The sequence below is a fragment of the Streptomyces achromogenes genome (assembly GCF_030816715.1).
Classification (GTDB): domain Bacteria; phylum Actinomycetota; class Actinomycetes; order Streptomycetales; family Streptomycetaceae; genus Streptomyces; species Streptomyces achromogenes_A.
Window position 1 is genome coordinate 5732090 of the sequence record NZ_JAUSYH010000001.1, and the last position, 18697, is coordinate 5750786.

At 73.2% G+C, this 18697-nt stretch carries 13 protein-coding genes and 1 pseudogene; 11 read left to right on the forward strand and 3 right to left on the reverse strand.

What is annotated here, in order from left to right; genetic code table 11:
* The first annotated feature begins 126 nt into the window (after positions 1-126).
* The 5 genes from QF032_RS25920 (at position 127) to nudC (ending at position 10540) form a co-directional block, all read left to right on the forward strand.
* Positions 127-513 (forward strand): MGMT family protein, encoded by a 387-nt coding sequence (locus QF032_RS25920; RefSeq protein WP_307057669.1) that lies wholly within the window; start codon positions 127-129, stop codon positions 511-513.
* A gap of 266 nt (positions 514-779) precedes the next feature.
* Complete coding sequence (locus QF032_RS25925) at positions 780-4127, forward strand: ATP-dependent helicase (protein WP_307057671.1); 3348 nt, start codon at positions 780-782, stop codon at positions 4125-4127.
* Positions 4128-4302: 175 nt separating this feature from the next.
* On the forward strand, positions 4303-8019 hold the full coding sequence (locus QF032_RS25930; RefSeq protein ID WP_307057673.1) for a UvrD-helicase domain-containing protein: 3717 nt from the start codon (positions 4303-4305) through the stop codon (positions 8017-8019).
* A gap of 10 nt (positions 8020-8029) precedes the next feature.
* Positions 8030-9442: a dipeptidase gene (locus QF032_RS25935; RefSeq protein WP_306949397.1), complete on the forward strand. Its 1413-nt coding sequence runs from the start codon at positions 8030-8032 to the stop codon at positions 9440-9442.
* A gap of 153 nt (positions 9443-9595) precedes the next feature.
* Positions 9596-10540: an NAD(+) diphosphatase gene (nudC, locus tag QF032_RS25940; RefSeq protein WP_307045742.1), complete on the forward strand. Its 945-nt coding sequence runs from the start codon at positions 9596-9598 to the stop codon at positions 10538-10540.
* A gap of 133 nt (positions 10541-10673) precedes the next feature.
* On the opposite strand, the gene QF032_RS25945 is transcribed toward nudC, so the two are convergent.
* Positions 10674-10931 (reverse strand): mycoredoxin, encoded by a 258-nt coding sequence (locus tag QF032_RS25945; protein ID WP_306955942.1) that lies wholly within the window; start codon positions 10929-10931, stop codon positions 10674-10676.
* Between the two features lie 78 nt (positions 10932-11009).
* On the opposite strand from QF032_RS25945, the pseudogene QF032_RS25950 reads away from it, so the two are divergent.
* From QF032_RS25950 to QF032_RS25970, 5 genes and pseudogenes are all read left to right on the forward strand, one after another.
* A pseudogene (locus QF032_RS25950) lies at positions 11010-13323 on the forward strand (ATP-dependent DNA helicase UvrD2).
* 165 nt (positions 13324-13488) lie between these two features.
* On the forward strand, positions 13489-13806 hold the full coding sequence (locus QF032_RS25955; protein WP_079041612.1) for a hypothetical protein: 318 nt from the start codon (positions 13489-13491) through the stop codon (positions 13804-13806).
* A 176-nt stretch (positions 13807-13982) separates the two neighbouring features.
* Positions 13983-14351, forward strand: coding sequence for a WhiB family transcriptional regulator (locus tag QF032_RS25960; protein WP_057584309.1), 369 nt, complete (start codon positions 13983-13985; stop codon positions 14349-14351).
* Positions 14348-14674 carry a hypothetical protein gene (locus QF032_RS25965; protein WP_306949394.1) on the forward strand — a complete coding sequence of 109 codons (327 nt, stop codon included), beginning with the start codon at positions 14348-14350 and terminating at the stop codon, positions 14672-14674. The genes QF032_RS25960 and QF032_RS25965 overlap by 4 nt, the downstream gene beginning before the upstream one ends.
* A 133-nt stretch (positions 14675-14807) precedes the next feature.
* Entirely contained in the window at positions 14808-15026 is a 219-nt protein-coding gene (locus QF032_RS25970; protein ID WP_307045747.1) for a hypothetical protein, read from the forward strand.
* A gap of 80 nt (positions 15027-15106) precedes the next feature.
* Here QF032_RS25970 and QF032_RS25975 read toward each other — a convergent pair whose 3' ends face one another.
* Positions 15107-16549 carry an ABC1 kinase family protein gene (locus QF032_RS25975; protein ID WP_307057675.1) on the reverse strand — a complete coding sequence of 481 codons (1443 nt, stop codon included), beginning with the start codon at positions 16547-16549 and terminating at the stop codon, positions 15107-15109.
* Positions 16542-17753, reverse strand: a complete 1212-nt coding sequence (locus QF032_RS25980; RefSeq protein WP_307057677.1) for a TOMM precursor leader peptide-binding protein — start codon at positions 17751-17753, stop codon at positions 16542-16544. The genes QF032_RS25975 and QF032_RS25980 overlap by 8 nt, the downstream gene beginning before the upstream one ends.
* A gap of 240 nt (positions 17754-17993) precedes the next feature.
* Here QF032_RS25980 and QF032_RS25985 point away from each other — a divergent pair, with 240 nt between their 5' ends.
* The gene (locus QF032_RS25985) at positions 17994-18590 is read left to right on the forward strand and encodes a M48 metallopeptidase family protein (protein WP_306949390.1); all 597 of its coding nucleotides are present in this window, start codon (positions 17994-17996) and stop codon (positions 18588-18590) included.
* Positions 18591-18697: the final 107 nt, after the last annotated feature.

An 18697-nucleotide genomic window follows, 5' to 3' on the forward strand; every position in this document is an offset into this window, starting at 1 on the left:
ACACACGGGGGCATCAGGGTGCAAATGCGGGGGCGCACAGTCTGCCCGAAGCCTCGCCGGGGAGCGAGGGTCACACTGCGTCGCGAGCCCGTCGCATTGTCGGTGCGGTGGGGCAGGATGGGGCGGATGAGCGAGCAGAGCCTTCCGGACGACGCCCGCGCGGAGTACACGCGGGCGCTGCCGGAGTACGCCGAGCGGGTCCTCGAGGTCGCGGAGCTGATCCCGCCCGGCCGGGTCATGACGTACGGGGACGTCGCCGAGTGGCTGGAGGAGGGCGGTCCGAGACAGGTCGGCCGGATGATGGCGCTCTACGGCGGCGCCGTCCCGTGGTGGCGTGTCGTGCGCGCGGACGGGGCGCTGCTCCCGGGACACGAGCTGCGGGCGCTCGAGCGCTACCGCACCGAGGGCACTCCGCTGAAGGCGGCGAGCAGGGCCGCGGAAGGACACGTCCCGCGTCTCGACATGAGACGGGCGAGATGGGACGGCGGCGAACGCGCTGCGGGTCACACCTGACAGCTTCCGCCATCGGACGGGACCGGGGGGCGCCTGTGGCCCGTACGGGCGAAACAGTGCGTACGGGGCACGTCCGTGGCATGGCGTACGTTCGTGGGGCGAGGGGTGCCCGAGACGTGCGGGGCCCGAGGGAAGAAGCGGAAGTCGTCCTTCCGGGCCGGCCGTCGGCGTAGCGTCGGCGGCACGCGTCCCTCTCATCCCGCGATCACCGACCTTCCCGGGCGACGATCCGTCGACCAGCACACCCACCAGGACCGGCGAACCACGTGAGCACATCTTCCTCCACCAGGCGCCTGTCGCCCCACCAGGGGCGACAGGGGAACCGTGGCGCTTACCGACTGGTGCGTACCCCGGCCGCCCGGGTGGATCCCCCTCGTCTGGACGCCGCACAGCGCTCGGTGGTTGACCACGGCCCCGGCCCGCTGCTCGTCCTCGCGGGCCCGGGCACCGGGAAGACCACCACGCTCGTCGAGTCCGTGGCGGCCCGCATCGCCCGCGGCGGCGACCCCGGGCGCATCCTCGTCCTCACGTTCAGCCGCAAGGCGGCCGTCGAGCTGCGCGACCGGATGGCGCGGCGCATGGGCGCCGCCCGCGCGCCCCAGGCGACCACCTTCCACTCGTACTGCTACGCCCTGGTCCGCGCCCACCAGGACGTCGACCTGTTCGTGGAGCCGCTGCGGCTGCTGTCCGGTCCCGAACAGGACGTGGCCGTGCGCGAGCTGCTCGCCGGCCAGCTCGACCTGCAACGGCTCGGCCTCGCCCATGTGCGCTGGCCGGACGAACTGCGCGCCTGCCTCACCACCCGCGGCTTCGCCGACGAGGTCCGCGCGGTGCTGGCCCGCAGTCGCGAACTCGGCCTGGACCCCACGTCCCTGGACGCGTTCGCCCACCGCATCGGCCGCCCCGACTGGCGGGCCGCGGCCGCCTTCCTGGCCGAGTACCTCGACGTGCTCGACCTGCACGGAGTGATCGACTACGCCGAACTCGTCCACCGCGCGGTGCTCCTCGCCCACCGCACCGAGGTCGCCGAACGGCTGGCCGCGAGTTACGACGCCGTGTTCGTCGACGAGTACCAGGACACCGACCCGGCTCAGGTCCGCCTGCTGCACGCCCTGGCCGGCGGCGGCCGCACCCTGGTCGCCTTCGGTGACCCCGACCAGTCGATCTACACCTTCCGGGGCGCCGACGTGAACGGCATCCTGGAGTTCCCGTACGCCTTCCCCCGCCCCGACGGCCGTCCCGCCCCCGTCGAGGTGCTGCGCACCTCCCGGCGCTCCGGCGCGGCCCTGCTGGACGCCACCCGGCTGCTGACGCAGCGGATGCCCCTGACCCGGCTGCCGTCGGAGAAGGTCCGCGCGCACCGCGACCTGACCGCCGCACGCGCCGGCGGCCGCGTCGAGGTCTACACGTATCCGACGCCCGGCACCGAACTGGACAACATCGCCGACATCCTGCGCCGCGCCCACCTGGAGGACGGCGTGCCCTGGGGCGAGATGGCCGTCCTGGTGCGCGCCGGATCGCGCACGATCCCGACGGTCCGCCGCGCCCTCACCTCCGCCGGCGTCCCCCTCGACATCGACGGCGACGATCTCCCCCTGCGCCACGAGCCCGCGGTGGCGCCCCTGCTGGCGGCCCTGCGCGCGGTGGCCACGGCGGAGGCGTCCGCGACGGCGACCCCCGACGACGCGCGCGGCGCGGCGACCGGAGCCGGGGGGTCCGGCGATGCCGGGCAGGCGCCCGGTTGGCTCGACACCGAAACCGCGCTCACCCTGCTGGCCTCACCCCTCGCCGGCATGGACGCGGCCGATCTGCGCCGCCTCGGCCGGGCCCTGCGCGAGGAGGAACGGACCGCGGGCAACCCGCTGCCGCCGCCCTCCGACGAACTGCTCGCGCGCGCCCTGGCCGAGCCCGAGCGCCTCGTCGCCCACGACCCGACGTACGCGCGCGGCGCCCAGCGCCTCGGCGCGCTGCTGGCCACGGCCCGCGCACGCCTCGCGGGCGGCGGCACGACCGAGGAGGCGCTGTGGGACCTCTGGGACGGCACCCCCTGGCCCACGCGCCTGGAACGGGCCGCCCGGCGCGGCGGCGCGGCGGGCCGCAACGCCGACCGCGACCTGGACGCGGTGTGCGCGCTGTTCGCCACCGCCGCGCGCGCGGAGGAACGCACCGGCGGACGGGGCGCGCTGAACTTCCTGGCCGAGATCGAGGCCGAGGACATCGCCGCCGACACCCTCGCCCGCCGTGCCGTGCGCCCCGACGCCGTACGCCTGATGACCGCCCACCGCGCCAAGGGTTTGGAATGGAGTCTGGTCGTCGTGGCCGGCGTCCAGGAAGGCCTGTGGCCGGACCTGAGGCGCCGCGGCTCCCTCCTGGAGGCCGACCGCATCGGACGCGACGGACTTGCCGAGCCGCTCACCCCGGGCGCGCTGCTCGCCGAGGAACGCCGCCTCTTCTACGTGGCCGCCACACGCGCGCGGGACCGTCTCGTCGTCACCGCCGTCAAGGCGCCCGCCGACGACGGCGACCAGCCCTCCCGTTTCCTCACCGAACTCGGCGTTGAACCGAAGGACGTCACCGGCCGCCCCCGCCGGCCCCTGTCGGTCGCCGCGCTGGTCGCCGAACTGCGCGCCACCACGGTCGACCCGCGCGTCTCCGCGCCCCTCAGGGAGGCGGCCGCCCGCCGTCTAGCCCGGCTGGCCGCGCTCGCCGACGAGGAGGGCCGGCCCCTGGCGCCCGCCGCCCACCCGTACCGCTGGTGGGGCATGTTCGAGCCGACCGAGAGCAAGGTGCCGCTGCGCGACCGCGAGCAGCCCGTCGTGCTCTCCGGCAGCGCTCTCGACCAGCTCGCCAACACCTGCGCCCTGCAGTGGTTCCTGGGCCGCGAGGTGAAGGCCGACGCGCCCGCCACGGCCGCCCAGGGCTTCGGCAACGTGGTGCACGTCCTCGCCGACGAGGTCGCCTCCGGGCACACCCCGGCCGACCTCGAGGTCCTCATGGAGCGCCTCGACTCCGTGTGGAACGCCCTCGCCTTCGACGCGCCGTGGAAGTCCACACAGGAGAAGGCGCACGCACGCGTGGCGCTCGAACGCTTCCTCCAGTGGCATGTGACGGACCGCATGGGCCGCACACCGGTCGCCAGTGAGCACGACTTCGACGTCACGCTCGAAGCGGGCGACTACGAGGTGCGCATCCGCGGCCAGATGGACCGCGTCGAGGCGGACGGCGACGGCCGCGCCTACGTCGTCGACTTCAAGACGGGCAAGCAGACGCCCACCGCGCGCGAGGTCCAGCGTCACCCCCAGCTCGCCGTCTACCAGCTCGCGGTCCGCGAGGGAGCCGTCGACGACGCCTTCGACGGGGTGCGCCCCGAACCGGGCGGCGCAGAACTCGTCCAACTGCGCCAGGGCGCCGCCAGGCGGGACGGCGGCGAAGCGCTGCCCAAGGTGCAGGCGCAGGAGCCGCTGGAAGGCGAATGGGTCGGCGAACTCCTCGCCACGGCCGCCGGCAAGGTCCTCGACGAGCGGTTCACCCCCACCGCCGGCCAGCAGTGCACCCACTGCGCGTTCCGCGCCTCGTGCAGCGCCCGGCCCGAAGGGCGTCACGTCGTCGAGTGAGGCGGAGGGGAAGCCATGTGCGGGGGCGGACGGGTGGCGTGTGCGGGGGCGGACGGGAAAGCCGTGGGCGGGGCGGACGGTGTGACGGACCGCACCACCCGCGCTGACCTGCACGCATCTCCCCGCGGCGGGTGATTTGTCATCGACTGTCGGTGCCCGCCGCTAGCCTCTCCCCATGCCCGCCCGCATCAGCGACCCCGAGCAGCTCAAGGAGCTCCTCGGGATCCCCTTCACCCCGGAGCAGACGGCCTGCGTCATCGCGCCGCCCGCCCCGCAGGTGATCGTGGCCGGAGCCGGGTCGGGCAAGACCACGGTGATGGCCGCACGCGTGGTGTGGCTGGTCGGCACCGGCCAGGTCGCCCCCGAGCAGGTCCTCGGCCTGACCTTCACCAACAAGGCGGCCGGAGAACTCGCCGAACGCGTCCGCAAGGCCCTCGTCAGGGCGGGCGTCACCGACCCCGACGTCATCGACCCGGACAACCCGCCCGGCGAGCCGGTCATCTCCACCTACCACGCGTTCGCGGGCCGCCTCCTCGCCGACCACGGCCTGCGCATCGGCCTGGAACCCACCTCCCGCCTGCTCGCCGACGCCACCCGCTACCAGCTCGCGGCGCGCGTGCTGCGCGAGGCCCCGGGCCCCTACCCGTCGCTCACCCGCTCCTTCGCCGACCTGATCAGCGACCTCCTCACGCTCGACGGCGAACTCGCCGAACACCTCGTGCGCCCCGAGGACCTGCGCGCGTGGGACGCGGAACTGCTGCACACCCTCGAGGGCGTCAGACTCACCAACGCCGACCTGCGCAAGGCCCCCGAAGCGGCCGCCGCCCGACGCGAACTGGCCGACCTGGTGCTGCGCTACCGGGCCGCCAAGCGCGAGCGCGACCTGCTCGACTTCGGCGACCAGATCGCCCTGGCGGCCCGGCTCGCCCAGGTGCCCGAGGTGGGCCCGCTCCTGCGCGACGAGTTCCGCGTCGTCCTCCTCGACGAGTACCAGGACACCTCCGTCGCCCAGCGGGTGCTCCTCGCCGGACTCTTCGGCGGCGCCGCGGGCCACCCCGTGACCGCCGTCGGCGACCCCTGCCAGGCCATCTACGGCTGGCGCGGCGCCTCCGTCGCCAACCTCGACGACTTCCCCGAGCACTTCGCGCACACCGACGGCAGCCGGGCGCGCCGCCAGTCGCTCAGCGAGAACCGCCGCAGCGGCGGCCGCCTCCTGGACCTCGCCAACGGCCTCGCAGAACCGCTGCGCGCCATGCACGCGGGCGTGGAGGCGCTGCGCCCGGCTCCCGGTGCGGAACGCGACGGCGTGGTCCGCTGCGCCCTGCTGGCCACCCACGCCGAGGAGATGGACTGGATCGCCGACTCCATCGCCCATCTGGTGCGCACCGGCAAGGCGCCCGGTGAGATCGCCGTCCTGTGCCGGACGGCCACCGACTTCGCGCAGATCCAGGGCGCGCTGGTCGCGCGGGACGTCCCCGTCGAGGTCGTCGGTCTGTCCGGTCTGCTGCACCTGCCCGAGGTGGCCGACCTGGTCGCCGTCTGCGAGGTCCTCCAGGACCCCGGTGCCAACGCCTCCCTGGTCCGCCTGCTCACCGGCCCGCGCTGGCGCATCGGACCGCGCGACCTCGCTCTCCTCGGCCGACGGGCCCGGCGGCTCGTCGGCCACGCGCGCGGGGGCGACGCCGACCCGGACCGTCGCCTCGCCGAGGCCGTCGAAGGGGTGGACCCGTCCGAGGTGATATCGCTCGCGGACGCCCTCGACACCTTCCTGGAGACGCCGTTGTACGGCGGCGCCGGCGGGGACGATGACGGGTTGCCGTTCTCGCCGGACGCGCGCGTGCGGTTCGCGCGCCTCGCCGCCGAACTGCGCGACCTGCGCCGCTCCCTCGCCGATCCCCTGATGGACGTCCTGCACCGCGTCCTCGCCGTCACCGGCCTCGAGGTCGAACTCTCGGCGTCCCCGCACGCCCTGGCGGCCCGCCGCCGGGAGACCCTGTCCAACTTCCTCGACATCGCCGCTTCGTTCGCGGCCGGCGAGAGCGAGGCGAGCCTGCTGGCCTTCCTCGGCTTCCTGCGCACCGCCGCCCAGTACGAGAAGGGCCTCGACAACGCCCTTCCGGGCGGCGAGAACACCGTCAAGGTGCTCACCGCGCACAAGTCCAAGGGCCTCGAGTGGGACGTGGTGGCCGTCCCCGGCCTGGTCAGCGGCACGTTCCCCAGCGGCCAGGGCCGCGAGAAGTGGACCGCGCAGGCCAAGGTGCTGCCGCACGCACTGCGCGGTGACGCCGACACGCTCCCCGACCTCGCCTCCTGGGACGCCCGGGGCATGAAGGCCTTCCACGAGGCCATGAAGGACCACCAGCACACCGAGGAACTCCGCCTCGGCTACGTCACCTTCACCCGCCCGCGGTCCCTGCTCCTCGGCTCCGGCCACTGGTGGGGACCCGCCCAGAAGAAGCCCCGCGGCCCGTCCGACTTCCTGCTGGCCCTGCACGACCACTGCGCGGCCGGACACGGCGAGATCGAGGTCTGGGCCGACCCGCCGGAGGAGGACGGGGAGAACCCCGCCCTGCACCGGGCGAGCGTCGACCAGGTCTGGCCGCTCCCGCTGGACGACGCGGCCCTGGCCCGCCGCCGCGCCGCCGCCGAGACCGTCCTCGCCCACCTGGAGGACCTCGAGGACCTCGCCTCGCACGAGGACGACCGCCCCCGTGCCGCCCACGACCCGGACGCCCACGACGACCCCGACTGGCCGCCGCCACCGGACGACGACGAGCCGCCCCACGACGAGGACGACCCCTTCGACGAGGACCTCTTCGACGCGGGCTCCTTTGACGACGGCCCCTTCCACGCGGACTCCTTCGACGCGGACCCCTTCGATGCGGACCCCGTCGGCCAAGGCCCCTTCGAGGACGGGTCGGCCGGTGCTGCCCCCCACGAAGCCCGGCCGGCCGAGGGCGACCCCGCGGACGGGCACGAGCGGGGCTCGGCCGGTTCCCCCGTCCACCGCCCCGTCCGTCCCGCCGTCCACCCGTCGGTCCCTCATCAGGGGGCAGCCCCTGAGGCGCCCAGGCCCCCCAGGTCGACCAGGCCCCCCGGACCCCGCCCGCGCCGGAACTCCCTCACCCCGGAGGAGGCCCGCACCGTCGCCTCCTGGGACCGCGACCTCGACGCGCTCGCCGGGGAACTGCTGCGTACCCGCCGGACCGTCACGGACGTGCCCCTGCCGACGAGCCTGACCGCCTCGCAGGTCCTGCGCCTGGCCGCCGACCCGGACGGTCTCGCGCAGGAACTCGCGCGCCCCATGCCACGCCCCCCGCAACCGGCCGCACGCCGGGGCACCCGGTTCCACGCCTGGGTGGAGGCCCGCTTCGAGGAGTTGACGCTCCCCCTGCTGGAACCGGACGAACTGCCGGGCCACGACGCCGAGATCGATGACGAACGCGACCTCGAGGCCCTCAAGGAGGCCTTCGAGCGCACCGAGTACGCCCACCGCACGCCCTACCGGGTCGAGGCCCCCTTCCAGGTCGCCCTCGCCGGCCGCGTCGTCCGGGGCCGTATCGACGCCGTCTACAAAGAGGGCGACGGCGACTCGGCCACGTACGACATCGTCGACTGGAAGACCCACCGTGCCCACACCGCGGACCCCCTCCAGCTCGCCCTGTACCGGCTCGCCTGGGCCGAGCAGCAGGGAGTGCCCGTGGAATCCGTCACAGCGGCGTTCCTGTACGTGCGCACCGGTGACGTCGTACGACCGGAGGAGCTGCCCGATCGTCCCGCTCTGGAGCGCCTGTTGACCGGGAAGGAGGGCGCCGGGAACGGCCGCGACGAACCGGCCGGGCGCGTGGGCCCCGCACCGGGGCCCGGCGAGGACGCCGGCGCGGGCCGATAGGCTCGTGACCATGAGCCATCCCGTTGACAGTGCCGTCAGCGCCGTCCGCACGTACGTCGAGCAGCATCGCGCCGCCTTCCTCGACGACCTCGCCGAATGGCTGCGTATCCCGTCGGTGTCGGCACAGCCCGACCACGCCCCCGACGTACGGCGCAGCGCGGACTGGCTCGCCGCCAAGCTCCTCCAGACCGGCTTCCCGACCGCCGAGGTCTGGCAGACGCCGGGCGCGCCGGCCGTCTACGCGCAATGGCCCTCCGGCGATCCGCAGGCGCCCACCGTCCTGGTCTACGGCCACCACGACGTGCAGCCCGCCGCCCGCGAGGACGGCTGGGACACCGATCCCTTCGAGCCCGTCGTCCGCGGAAACCGCCTCCACGCGCGCGGGGCGGCCGACGACAAGGGACAGGTCTTCTTCCACACCCTCGGCGTCCGCGCCCACCTCGCCGCCACCGGCCGCACCGCGCCGGCCGTCAACCTCAAGCTGCTGATCGAGGGCGAGGAGGAGTCCGGCTCCCCGAACTTCCGGGCCCTCGTGGAAGAGCGGGCCGGGCGGCTCGCCGCGGACGCCGTGATCGTCTCCGACACCGGCATGTGGTCCGAGGACACCCCCACGGTGTGCACCGGAATGCGCGGCCTCGCCGAGTGCGAGATCCGGTTCCTCGGCCCTGACCAGGACATCCACTCCGGTTCCTTCGGCGGGGCGGTGCCCAACCCGGCGACCGCGATCGCCCGCCTCGTCGCCGGCCTGCACGACGAGCACGCGCGCGTGGCCGTCCCCGGCTTCTACGACGGCGTCGTCGAGCTCACCGACCGCGAGCGGGAGCTCTTCGCCGAGCTGCCCTTCGACGAGGACCAGTGGCTGAGCACCGCCCGGTCGCACGCAGCCCACGGGGAGGCCGGGCACACCACCCTGGAGCGGATCTGGGCCCGCCCGACGGCCGAGGTCAACGGCATCGGCGGCGGCTACCAGGGACCCGGCAGCAAGACGATCATCCCGTCCTCGGCGTTCGTGAAACTGTCCTTCCGGCTCGTCGCAGGCCAGGACCCCGACCATGTCGAGAAGGCAGTCCGCGCCTGGGTCGCCGAGCAGGCGCCCGCCGGCGTCCGGTACGAGATCGCGTTCAGCCCGGCCACGCGCCCCTGCCTGACCCCGCTGGACCACCCCGCCCTGCGGTCCGTGGTCCGCGCCATGGGCCGAGCCTTCGACAAGCCCGTCCGCTTCACCCGTGAGGGAGGCTCGGGACCGGCCGCCGACCTGCAGGAGGTCCTCGACGCCCCCGTGCTCTTCCTTGGCATCTCCGTCCCCTCGGACGGCTGGCACGCGCCCAACGAGAAGGTCGAGCTGGACCTCCTCCTCAAGGGCGTCGAGACCGCCGCACACCTGTGGAGCGACCTCGCCGCGCACTGGCGTCATGCGCCCTGACGACCCCGACCGGCCCCGGAGGAACCGCGCGCGCGGTGCACACTGAAGAAGCCGCTCCGCATCGCGCCGCTCCACGACCGGTCGCCGTCTCCCGTACATCCCGCTGAACCGCCCGCAGAAACAACCGTTCCACCGGGGGAGTTGGAAGTACCCGTGACCACCTGGACCGACCAGAACGCCGATCGACCCATCTCGCTCACCGCGCCGAGCGGTGTGGACCGGGCCGCCCACCACCGGCTCGACGAGGCCTGGCTCGCCGCGGCGTGGAGCCACCCCACGACCCGTTGCTTCGTCGTCTCCGGAGGCCAGGTCCTCATCGACGAGACGTCCGACGGCCGCACCGAACTCGTCATGACCCCGTCCTTCGAGGCCCCCCTCACCGAGGCGCACCGCTACTTCCTCGGGACGGACGAGGACGGCGTCAGCTACTTCGCCCTCCAGAAGGACACGCTGCCCGGCCGTATCGACCAGTCCGCGCGCTCGGCCGGGTTGCGTGAGGCGGGTCTGCTGCTGTCGCCGCGCGACGTGGGCCTGATGGTGCACGCCGTGGGTCTGGAGAACTGGCAGCGCACCCACCGCTTCTGCTCCCGCTGCGGGGAGCGCACGGTGATCGCCGCGGCCGGCCACATCCGCCGCTGCCCCGCCTGCGGCGCCGAGCACTACCCGCGCACCGACCCGGCGGTGATCATGGCCGTCACGGACGAGGAGGACCGCATCCTCCTGGGCCGCCAGGTCCACTGGCCCGAGGGCCGCTTCTCGACCCTCGCCGGTTTCGTCGAGCCCGGCGAGTCCATCGAGCAGTCCGTGCGCCGCGAGGTCTTCGAGGAGGCCGGCGTCACCGTCGGCCAGGTCGAGTACGTCGCCAGCCAGCCCTGGCCCTTCCCGTCCAGTCTCATGCTCGGCTTCATGGCCCGTGCCACGTCCACCGACATCGACGTCGACGGCGACGAGATCCACGAGGCCCGCTGGTTCTCCCGCGACGAGCTCGCCGCCGCCTTCGAGGCCGGCGACGTGCTGCCCCCCTACGGCATCTCCATCGCGGCCCGCCTGATCGAGCTCTGGTACGGCAAGCCGCTGCCCATGCGCAACCTCGTCTGACCACGACCGCCCGACCACGCCCGGCACGTCGAAGGGGTGGCCGCCCCGCACCGGGACGGCCACCCCTTCGACGCGCGGAACCGGGAACCCCCGACCAGCCGTTGAAGCCGTCGGGGGTCGCGTCGCGCGAGGGTCAGGCGGTGAGGGCCTGCTTCACCTGGGCGAGGCTCGGGTTCGTCATCACGACTTCAGCGCCACCGCTGGAGGGAACTACCTGAACAGTCGGCACCGTCTGGTTTCCGCCATTCGCCTTCTCCACGAACGCCGCGGACTCCGGGTCCTGCTCGATGTTGATCTCGGTGTACGCGATGCCCTCGCGCTCCAGCTGCTTCTTCAGCCGCTGGCAGTAGCCGCACCACGTGGTGCTGTACATCGTCACAGTGCCCAGCATGTCTGTCATGCTCCTTCGGCGGTCGGGGGAGGGGCGGTCCTAGGGTGAACGCGGCGGGCGGGGCCGCCATTCCCGGTGGTGACGTCCGCCGCACCAGTACGACTGCGGGGGCCCGCCTGTGGACAACCGTCCCGCCAGTCTCCGCCGACCTGGCAGCATGGCCGTGTGACAGCAGCAACGCACTCCACCCTGTTCCCGCAGGCACCGGACTCGGCCGACGCGGTGCTCGACGAGCTCGACCCCGAGCAGCGCGAGGTCGCCACCGCCCTGCACGGTCCGGTGTGCGTACTGGCCGGAGCCGGTACGGGCAAGACCCGGGCCATCACCCACCGCATCGCCTACGGGGTGCGTGCCGGCATCCTGCACCCCTCCAGCGTGCTCGCCGTCACCTTCACCAACCGGGCCGCCGGCGAGATGCGCGGCCGGCTCCGCCAGCTCGGCGCCCAGGGAGTCCAGGCCGCGCACCTTCCACTCCGCGGCCCTTCGGCAGCTGCAGTACTTCTGGCCGAAAGCGATCGGTGGCTCCCTGCCCCGGCTCGTCGACCGCAAGGTACAGCTCGTCGCCGACGCGGCCGCCGCCTGCCGCATCCGTCTCGACCGCGGTGAGCTGCGGGACGTCACCGCGGAGATCGAGTGGTCCAAGGTCACCCAGACGGTCCCCGCCGACTACGCCCTCGCCGCCGTCAAGGCGGGCCGCGAGTCCCCCCGCGACCCCGCCGAGATCGCCCAGCTCTACGCCGCCTACGAGGACCTCAAGCGCGAGCGTGCCGTCATCGACTTCGAGGACGTCCTGCTGCTGACCGTCGCCGTTCTGCAGGACCGGCACGACATCGCCGAGCAGGTCCGCGCCCAGTACCAGCACTTCGTGGTCGACGAGTACCAGGACGTCAGCCCGCTCCAGCAGCGCCTGCTCGAGCTGTGGCTCGGCGACCGGGACGACCTGTGCGTGGTCGGGGACGCCAGCCAGACGATCTACTCCTTCACCGGCGCCACCCCCGACCACCTGCTCGACTTCCGCAAGCGTCACCCCGGGGCGACCGTCGTCAAGCTGGTCCGCGACTACCGCTCCACCCCCCAGGTCGTGCACCTCGCCAACGGGCTGCTCGCCCAGGCCCGCGGCCGCGCCGCCGACCACCGTCTGGAACTGGTCTCCCAGCGTGGCCCCGGGCCCGAGCCGGGTTACGCCGAGTACGCCGATGAGCCCGCCGAGGCCGAGGGCGCGGCCCGTCGTATCCGCGAGCTCCTCGACGCCGGGGTCCCGGCCGCGGAGATCGCCGTGCTGTTCCGCACCAACGCCCAGTCGGAGACCTACGAGCAGGCCCTCGCCGACCTGGGCATCCCGTATCAGCTGCGCGGTGCCGAGCGCTTCTTCGACCGGCCCGAGGTGCGCAAGGCCGGTGTCGCCCTGCGCGGCGCGGCCCGGTTCGGCGGCAACGACACGCTCCTCGAGGACGCCGTCGACCTGCCCTCGCAGGTGCGTGCCGTCCTCTCCGGCGAAGGCTGGACCACACAGCCACCGGCCGGCTCCGGGGCCGTCAGGGAGCGCTGGGAGTCGCTGGCGGCCCTGGTGAGCCTGGCGCAGGACTTCGTCGCGGCCCGTCCCGGGGCGACCCTCGCCGACCTGGTCGCCGAACTCGACGAGCGGGCGAGCGCCCAGCACGCCCCGACCGTCCAGGGCGTCACCCTGGCCTCCCTGCACTCCGCGAAGGGCCTGGAGTGGGACGTCGTCTTCCTGGTCGGCGTGGCGGAGGGCATGATGCCGATCACCTACGCCAGGACCGACGAGCAGATCGAGGAGGAGCGACGCCTCCTCTACGTCGGGGTCACCCGGGCCCGCGCGCGGCTGTACCTGTCGTGGGCGCTCTCCCGCTCACCGGGCGGCCGTCCGAACCGCCGCCCGAGCCGCTTCCTCGACGGCCTCCGTCCCGGCTCGGGCACCGCCGTGGGCCGTGGGGGCGGCGGGGGAGCCGGAGGCATCGAGCGGGGGTTCCCCGGTGTCGCCGCGGCCGCGGGCCAGGCGCCGCGGCGGACGCAGCGCACCCCGGCCCGCTGCCGGGTCTGCGGGCGCACCCTGACCGACGCCGGCGAGATGAAGCTGATGCGCTGCGAGGACTGCCCCTCCGACATGGACGAGGGCCTGTACGAGCGGCTGCGGGACTGGCGGGCGGTCCAGGCGAAGCGCGCCGGCCAGCCGGCGTTCTGCGTCTTCACCGACAAGACGCTGATGGCGATTGCCGAGGCGGTCCCCGACGAGGAGGGCGAACTGGCCCGGATCCCGGGGGTCGGTGTGCGCAAGTTGCACCGTTACGGGACCGACGTCCTGGCCATCTGCGCAGGCCAGGACGTGGTGGAGGGCGACGAGGGGGGTGAGGGAGGGGCGGCCGAAGATTGATCCGAACTCGTCGGAAAAATAGTTTGCGCATGCCCCGGCAATCCCCATAGGTTCTTAGACACCGGAACGGCGGCCTTCTCGAAGGCCCTGATTCCGTGCTGTACTTGCATATCCGTCGGACCGGCTCACCCTGGTCCCCCGAGACGCCGAGAGGAGGCGATTCCAGTGATCATCATCAACCGCAGCTCCACCGCCAAACTGACCGATCGCTCGGTCGTCTCCACGTGCATGCTCGGCGCCTCGGTCCTGGGCACCGGTCTGTCCGGCATCCGTGCCGACCGGCCGGCGTCCTCCTCTGTTTCGCCCGTGAGCCTCCTCGGCCGCGAGCGCAATGAGCGACCGACCAAGGCACTGGAAGCAGTAGAGGCGCAGGCACATGCCTATGCCTTCGCGGCGACCGGTGCCGGATTCCGCAAGCAGACGACGCAGCACCACCTGATGTGGGCCTTCCGTGGGCCAGAACCCTGGAGTGATCCAGCCTGATCGTCGATCAGGCCGGCGCCTTCAGGGCCGCGGAACCCCACTCGGGATCCGCGGCCCTTCTGTTTTCCCCGAACGGGGACGACGGAGTGAAGGGGCCTCGGGACAAGAAAAGAACCCGGTACCCAGCCGACACCCGGTCCCACAGGACCGGACCGACCAGACGAGGAAGACGAACCGTGCAACTCGAAGCGCACGCCCCGTCCGTACCGCCTTCCGAAACGATCCCCCCGCCCGGCCTCACGGAGGACTCCACCTTGACCCCGCTCACGGCGCTCACCGCGCTCGACGACGCCATCGAGAACCTCGGCGTGCCCGTCCCCTGCCGTTCCTACGACCCGGAGGTCTTCTTCGCCGAGACCCCGGCGGACGTCGAGTACGCCAAGTCCCTCTGCCGTACCTGCCCGCTGGTGGAGGCCTGCCTCGCCGGCGCGAAGGAGCGGCGCGAGCCCTGGGGTGTCTGGGGTGGCGAGCTGTTCGTGCAGGGTGTCGTCGTCGCCCGCAAGCGGCCGCGTGGTCGCCCGCGCAAGAACCCGGTCACGGCATGAACACCGCAGGAACAATCGACCGTCCCCTCACGCAAGACCCCAAGAAGCAGGCCCCGATGAAGCCGTTCACCAGCGAGCCCGCAGGCTCCGCGACCGAAGACCTCACGATCACCACCGGCGCGTACGACTCGCGTCAGAACAGGACACGCGAGATGCAACTCATCCCAGAAGCCCTGGCTCGTGCCCATATGCACGACCGGCTGCACGAGGTCGAGCGGGAACGCCAGGCCGTGCGCCTGGTGGCCGCTCGCCGGATGCAGCGTCGGGCCGAGCGCGCGTCGCTGCGCGCCCGCCGGGCGCTCGCCATGGCCGTGATGCAGTAACCGCACACACCTGAAGCGGTGGTCTCCCGAGAGGGAGGCGAAGCTCTCCCCGCGGGGGCCGGTCCGTCCGAACGGACCGGCCCCCGCTGTGCGCTGTGCGCCCGATCCGGCCCCGCGGCGTTATCGTCCTGGCATGGCGAGTCCTCCCGGAGACGGCGACCGAGACGGTTCACCGGCGGAGCCCCCGCCCCTGCCGGTGGTGTGCGGCCGCTGCGGGGTCCGGGCCGCAGATCCACCGCCGGTCACCTGGACGTGTTCTGTGGAGAACGGTGTCCGCCGTCACTTCTGCGAGGCGTGCGCCCGGGAGAACCTCCGGGCGATCGAAGGCCGGCTCGACTCGAACTGGTGGTGAGGTATCTCACACCCGGGCCGGAGTCCCGCGCCCGTGCCTCACGCCTGTCTCAGGCCTCCGCCACCGAGTCCTCCTGTCTCTCAGGCCTCCGCCGCCGAGTCCTCCGCCAAGGGGCCCTCCGCCAAGGGATCCTCCGCCAAGGGATCCTCCGCTTCCGGGGACTCCAGGGTTTCCGAGGACTCCGGCTCGTCCTCCAGGAGGAACCCGGGGAGCCAGTCCTCCAGTTCGTCCCGCAGCCGTACCGTCGCACCCAGCTGGCACAGCACCCCGATCGTGCTGAGGGTCACCCGGTGTATCAGCAGGTACGCCGGCGGCAGGTTGAGCTGCTTGCCCAACTGGTGGGCGGGAGAGCGGGGGTCGGCTATCCGGGCCGCCTGGCTGCGCATCCAGCCGCGGGTGAAGGTGAACTCCTCCGCACGGGCCGGTTCGATGATCGGCAGGAGGTAGTCGAGGACGGCGTCGGGATCGAGCTCGATGGAGTCCTTGACGAAGCCCTCCGCGCGCAGGAGTTCGTAGACCGCCTCCGCGTCACCGTCCAGGGTCATGCGCAGGGACTCGCCGATCGGGTCCGGCAGGCCGCCCGCGAGCCTGTCCACCGTGCCGAAGTCCAGCACGCCCAGCCGCCAGTCGTCCTCGCCCTCAGGCCCGCCGGGCAGGAGGCGGAAGTTGCCGGGGTGCGGGTCGGCGTGCAGCAGGCCGGTGCGCGCCGGGCCTGAGAAGAGGAAGCGGGACAGCAACTGGCCGGCGCGGTCACGCTGCTCCTGGGTGCCCTCGGAGATCACCTCGGAGAGGGGAACGCCGTCGAGCCACTCGGTGACCAGGATCTGGTCGCACTGGTGGACCACCGCCGGCACCACGACGTCAAGATCCCCGGCGAACTCCTCCGCGTGGGCCTGCTGGGCCTGCGCCTCCAGGCCGTAGTCCAGTTCCTCCGAGACCCGGTCGCGCAGCTCGGCGATCAGGGGCTTCACGTCCATGCCCGGAATGAGCGGGCCCAACAGGCGTGCGAAGCGGCTGAGTTGGTTCAGGTCGGACAGCAGGGCCTCGCCCGCCCCGGGGTACTGGACCTTGACCGCGACCTCTCGCCCGTCGTGCCACACCCCGCGGTGCACCTGACCGATCGAGGCCGCCGCGGCGGGTTTGTCGTCGAACTCCAGGAACAGCTCCGCCCAGTCCTCGCCGAGGTGCTTCGTGAGCACGGCGTGCACGGTCCGGGTCGGCATCGGCGGCGCCGCGTCCTGGAGCTTGGTGAGGGCCGCGCGGTAGGGGCCGGCCACCTCCTCGGGCAGGGCCGACTCGAAGACGGACAGGGCCTGTCCGAACTTCATCGCGCCGCCCTTCAGCTCGCCCAGCACCTTGAAGAGCTGCTCCGCGGTGCGCTGCTGCAGCTCGCGGCCGACGATCTCCGCGGACTCGCCCACGATCCGCTTGCCCAGACCCCACGTGGCCCGCCCGGCGAAGCCGAGCGGGAGCGCGGCGAGCTTGGCGGTCCGGGTGACCGCCTTCCGGGGAAGATCAGACATGCGCCCTCCAAGTCCCAGCCAGCCGCGCGGTGTCCGTCGTACCGCGTAACCCCGTCGAATGCGGTTGCTCTCCCATTGTCTCGTGCGAACCCCCCTCCTCGGAGGTGTGTTCCCGCTTACCTTTCTCCGCGGCCCCGCACGGACAGGCGCAGTGTGGCCGCACCGGCCGTGCGTGCCAGTGGAGCGCGGGTACGGAGACCTCCCACCGCACGCCCGCACTCGACGGCTCGCGGCCGTCCAGGAACGTGAGCGCGTGGGCGGCGGCCAGCCCGGCCACCGTCGTCGCCAGCGTCAGGTCACAGGCGCGCGCCGTGCGCCGGTGACCGGAGTGCCACTGGGCGACCAGCCGCGGCCAGACCGGGTCCCGGTCGGTGCGCTCCTGGTGCAGACAGCCCGCGCAACCCGTCTCACCCGGCAGGACGAGCGGGCCGACGACGCCCGTGCCCTCGACGACCCCGGCGTAGAGATGCGGGGTGCCCGAGGCGATCATTGGTTCCGCCGCGGAGGGAGCGGGCGCGTGCACGCACACGTCGTCGCGCGGGGCGAGGATCACCAGTGAGAAGCCCGGAGTGTCCCCGGCGGGTGAGCTCCTGCTCCTTCGGGGCGGGCGACCGGGGGCGGCCCGGCGCACGACGCGGCGGGCCGCCTCGTCCCGGCGCTCGCCGACCGCCTCGGCGGGCAGGCCGCCGGGCGTGACGTCCCCCGGCTCCACCTTTCCGCCGTCTCGCACGTCCACCTCGCCCACTCCCGCGCCCGACAGCAGCGCCGCCAGCACCGCGCCCACCCGGCCCGCGCCCCGCACCTGCACCCGCAACCCGCGCCGGGCGGCCAGGTGCTCGACAGCGTCTCCCGGCTGCGAGGTGAGGAGGGACAGCGCGGCGAGATCGGGACGCAGCCGGTCCATGACCTCCCTCCTCTCCCGCAGCGCGGAGGCCTCCGGTCCGCCGCCGCGCGCGTCGTCGAGCAGTCCCGCCCGGGCCAGCCGCTCCACCAGCCGGTCGACATGGCCGTCGGGCAGATCCATACGGCGGCCCTCCTCGCGCAGCAGCGGGAGCCCGCGGGTGCCGTCCAGCAGGTCGAGGAAACTGCCGGTGGCCGTGTCGACCGGGCCGAGTGTCAGTGCGTGCGCCGGTGTCATGCCGAACTGCACCGTGTTGAGGTCGCGCCAGCCGCGCCGCAGCGCGGGTTTCACCGTCGGATGCATCGAAGGCCCCCCGTATGCGTGGAAACTCCCCGTCATGTCGACGGAGCGGGACGTGGGGTGTCCTCGCTCCGCCGACGACTGCCAGCATGCCCGGACCCGACCGAGGCCGCCGAAAGTTGTCCACAGGCACGGTAATTCGTCGTATAAATGCGTCGTACGAGGCAAAAGCGGCAGGTCGGATCGGAACCCACCCGACCCGGAGCCGGGACTTCCGCCATGTGCAACGGGTAACGTCGGGGCGTGCCCGCCGACCCACTGCACCGCGCCGGACCACCACAGCGCAGTACGACGAGCCAGCCGCCGAGCGGCTCGGGGGCGAGCGCGATCGAGGTCCGCAGAAGCGCCCGGCGACGCCGGACGGTCTCGGCGTACCGCGAGGGCGATCGCACCATCGTGCTCATCCCCGCCCGGATGTCCGAGGCCGAGGAGCAACGCTGGGTGACCGTCATGCTCGACAAACTCGCCGCGCAGGAGAGCCGGCGCGTGCCGGGCGACGCCGAGCTCGCCGAACGAGCCGAGCGCCTGTCGGCCCAGTGCTTCGGCGGCCGGGCCCGGCCCGCCTCGGTGCGCTGGGTGACCAACCAGAACACCCGCTGGGGCTCGTGCACGCCCGCCGAGGGCAGCATCCGGCTGTCCCACCGACTGAAGGGCATGCCCGAGTACGTCATCGACTACGTCCTCGCCCACGAGCTCGCGCATCTGCTCGTGCCGGGCCACGGCCCCGACTTCTGGCGACTGCTGGAGGCCTACCCGCGGACCGAGCGCGCCCGGGGCTACCTCGAGGGCGTCGTCGCGGCCGAACGCCTCCCTCATCCGCCGGACGCGAACGGGGAGTGACCTGCGGCGCGCGTGGGGTGAACCTCGCGGGCGTCCGGTGCCGTCGCTTGTGTACCGGGTCTGTACCGACATCGTGCGTTGTCGGACTTTGCCGTTAGCCTGACGCG

What these genes read in the sequence shown, in the direction of transcription:
- QF032_RS25920 (WP_307057669.1), top strand. Translation starts at nt 127, where the DNA reads ATGAGCGAGCAGAGCCTTCCGGACGACGCCCGCGCGGAGTACACGCGG.
- QF032_RS25930 (WP_307057673.1), top strand. Translation starts at nt 4,303, where the DNA reads ATGCCCGCCCGCATCAGCGACCCCGAGCAGCTCAAGGAGCTCCTCGGG.
- QF032_RS25935 (WP_306949397.1), top strand. Translation starts at nt 8,030, where the DNA reads ATGAGCCATCCCGTTGACAGTGCCGTCAGCGCCGTCCGCACGTACGTC.
- QF032_RS25945 (WP_306955942.1), bottom strand. Translation starts at nt 10,931, where the DNA reads ATGCTGGGCACTGTGACGATGTACAGCACCACGTGGTGCGGCTACTGC.
- QF032_RS25965 (WP_306949394.1), top strand. Translation starts at nt 14,348, where the DNA reads ATGAACACCGCAGGAACAATCGACCGTCCCCTCACGCAAGACCCCAAG.
- QF032_RS25970 (WP_307045747.1), top strand. Translation starts at nt 14,808, where the DNA reads ATGGCGAGTCCTCCCGGAGACGGCGACCGAGACGGTTCACCGGCGGAG.
- QF032_RS25975 (WP_307057675.1), bottom strand. Translation starts at nt 16,549, where the DNA reads ATGTCTGATCTTCCCCGGAAGGCGGTCACCCGGACCGCCAAGCTCGCC.
- QF032_RS25980 (WP_307057677.1), bottom strand. Translation starts at nt 17,753, where the DNA reads ATGCATCCGACGGTGAAACCCGCGCTGCGGCGCGGCTGGCGCGACCTC.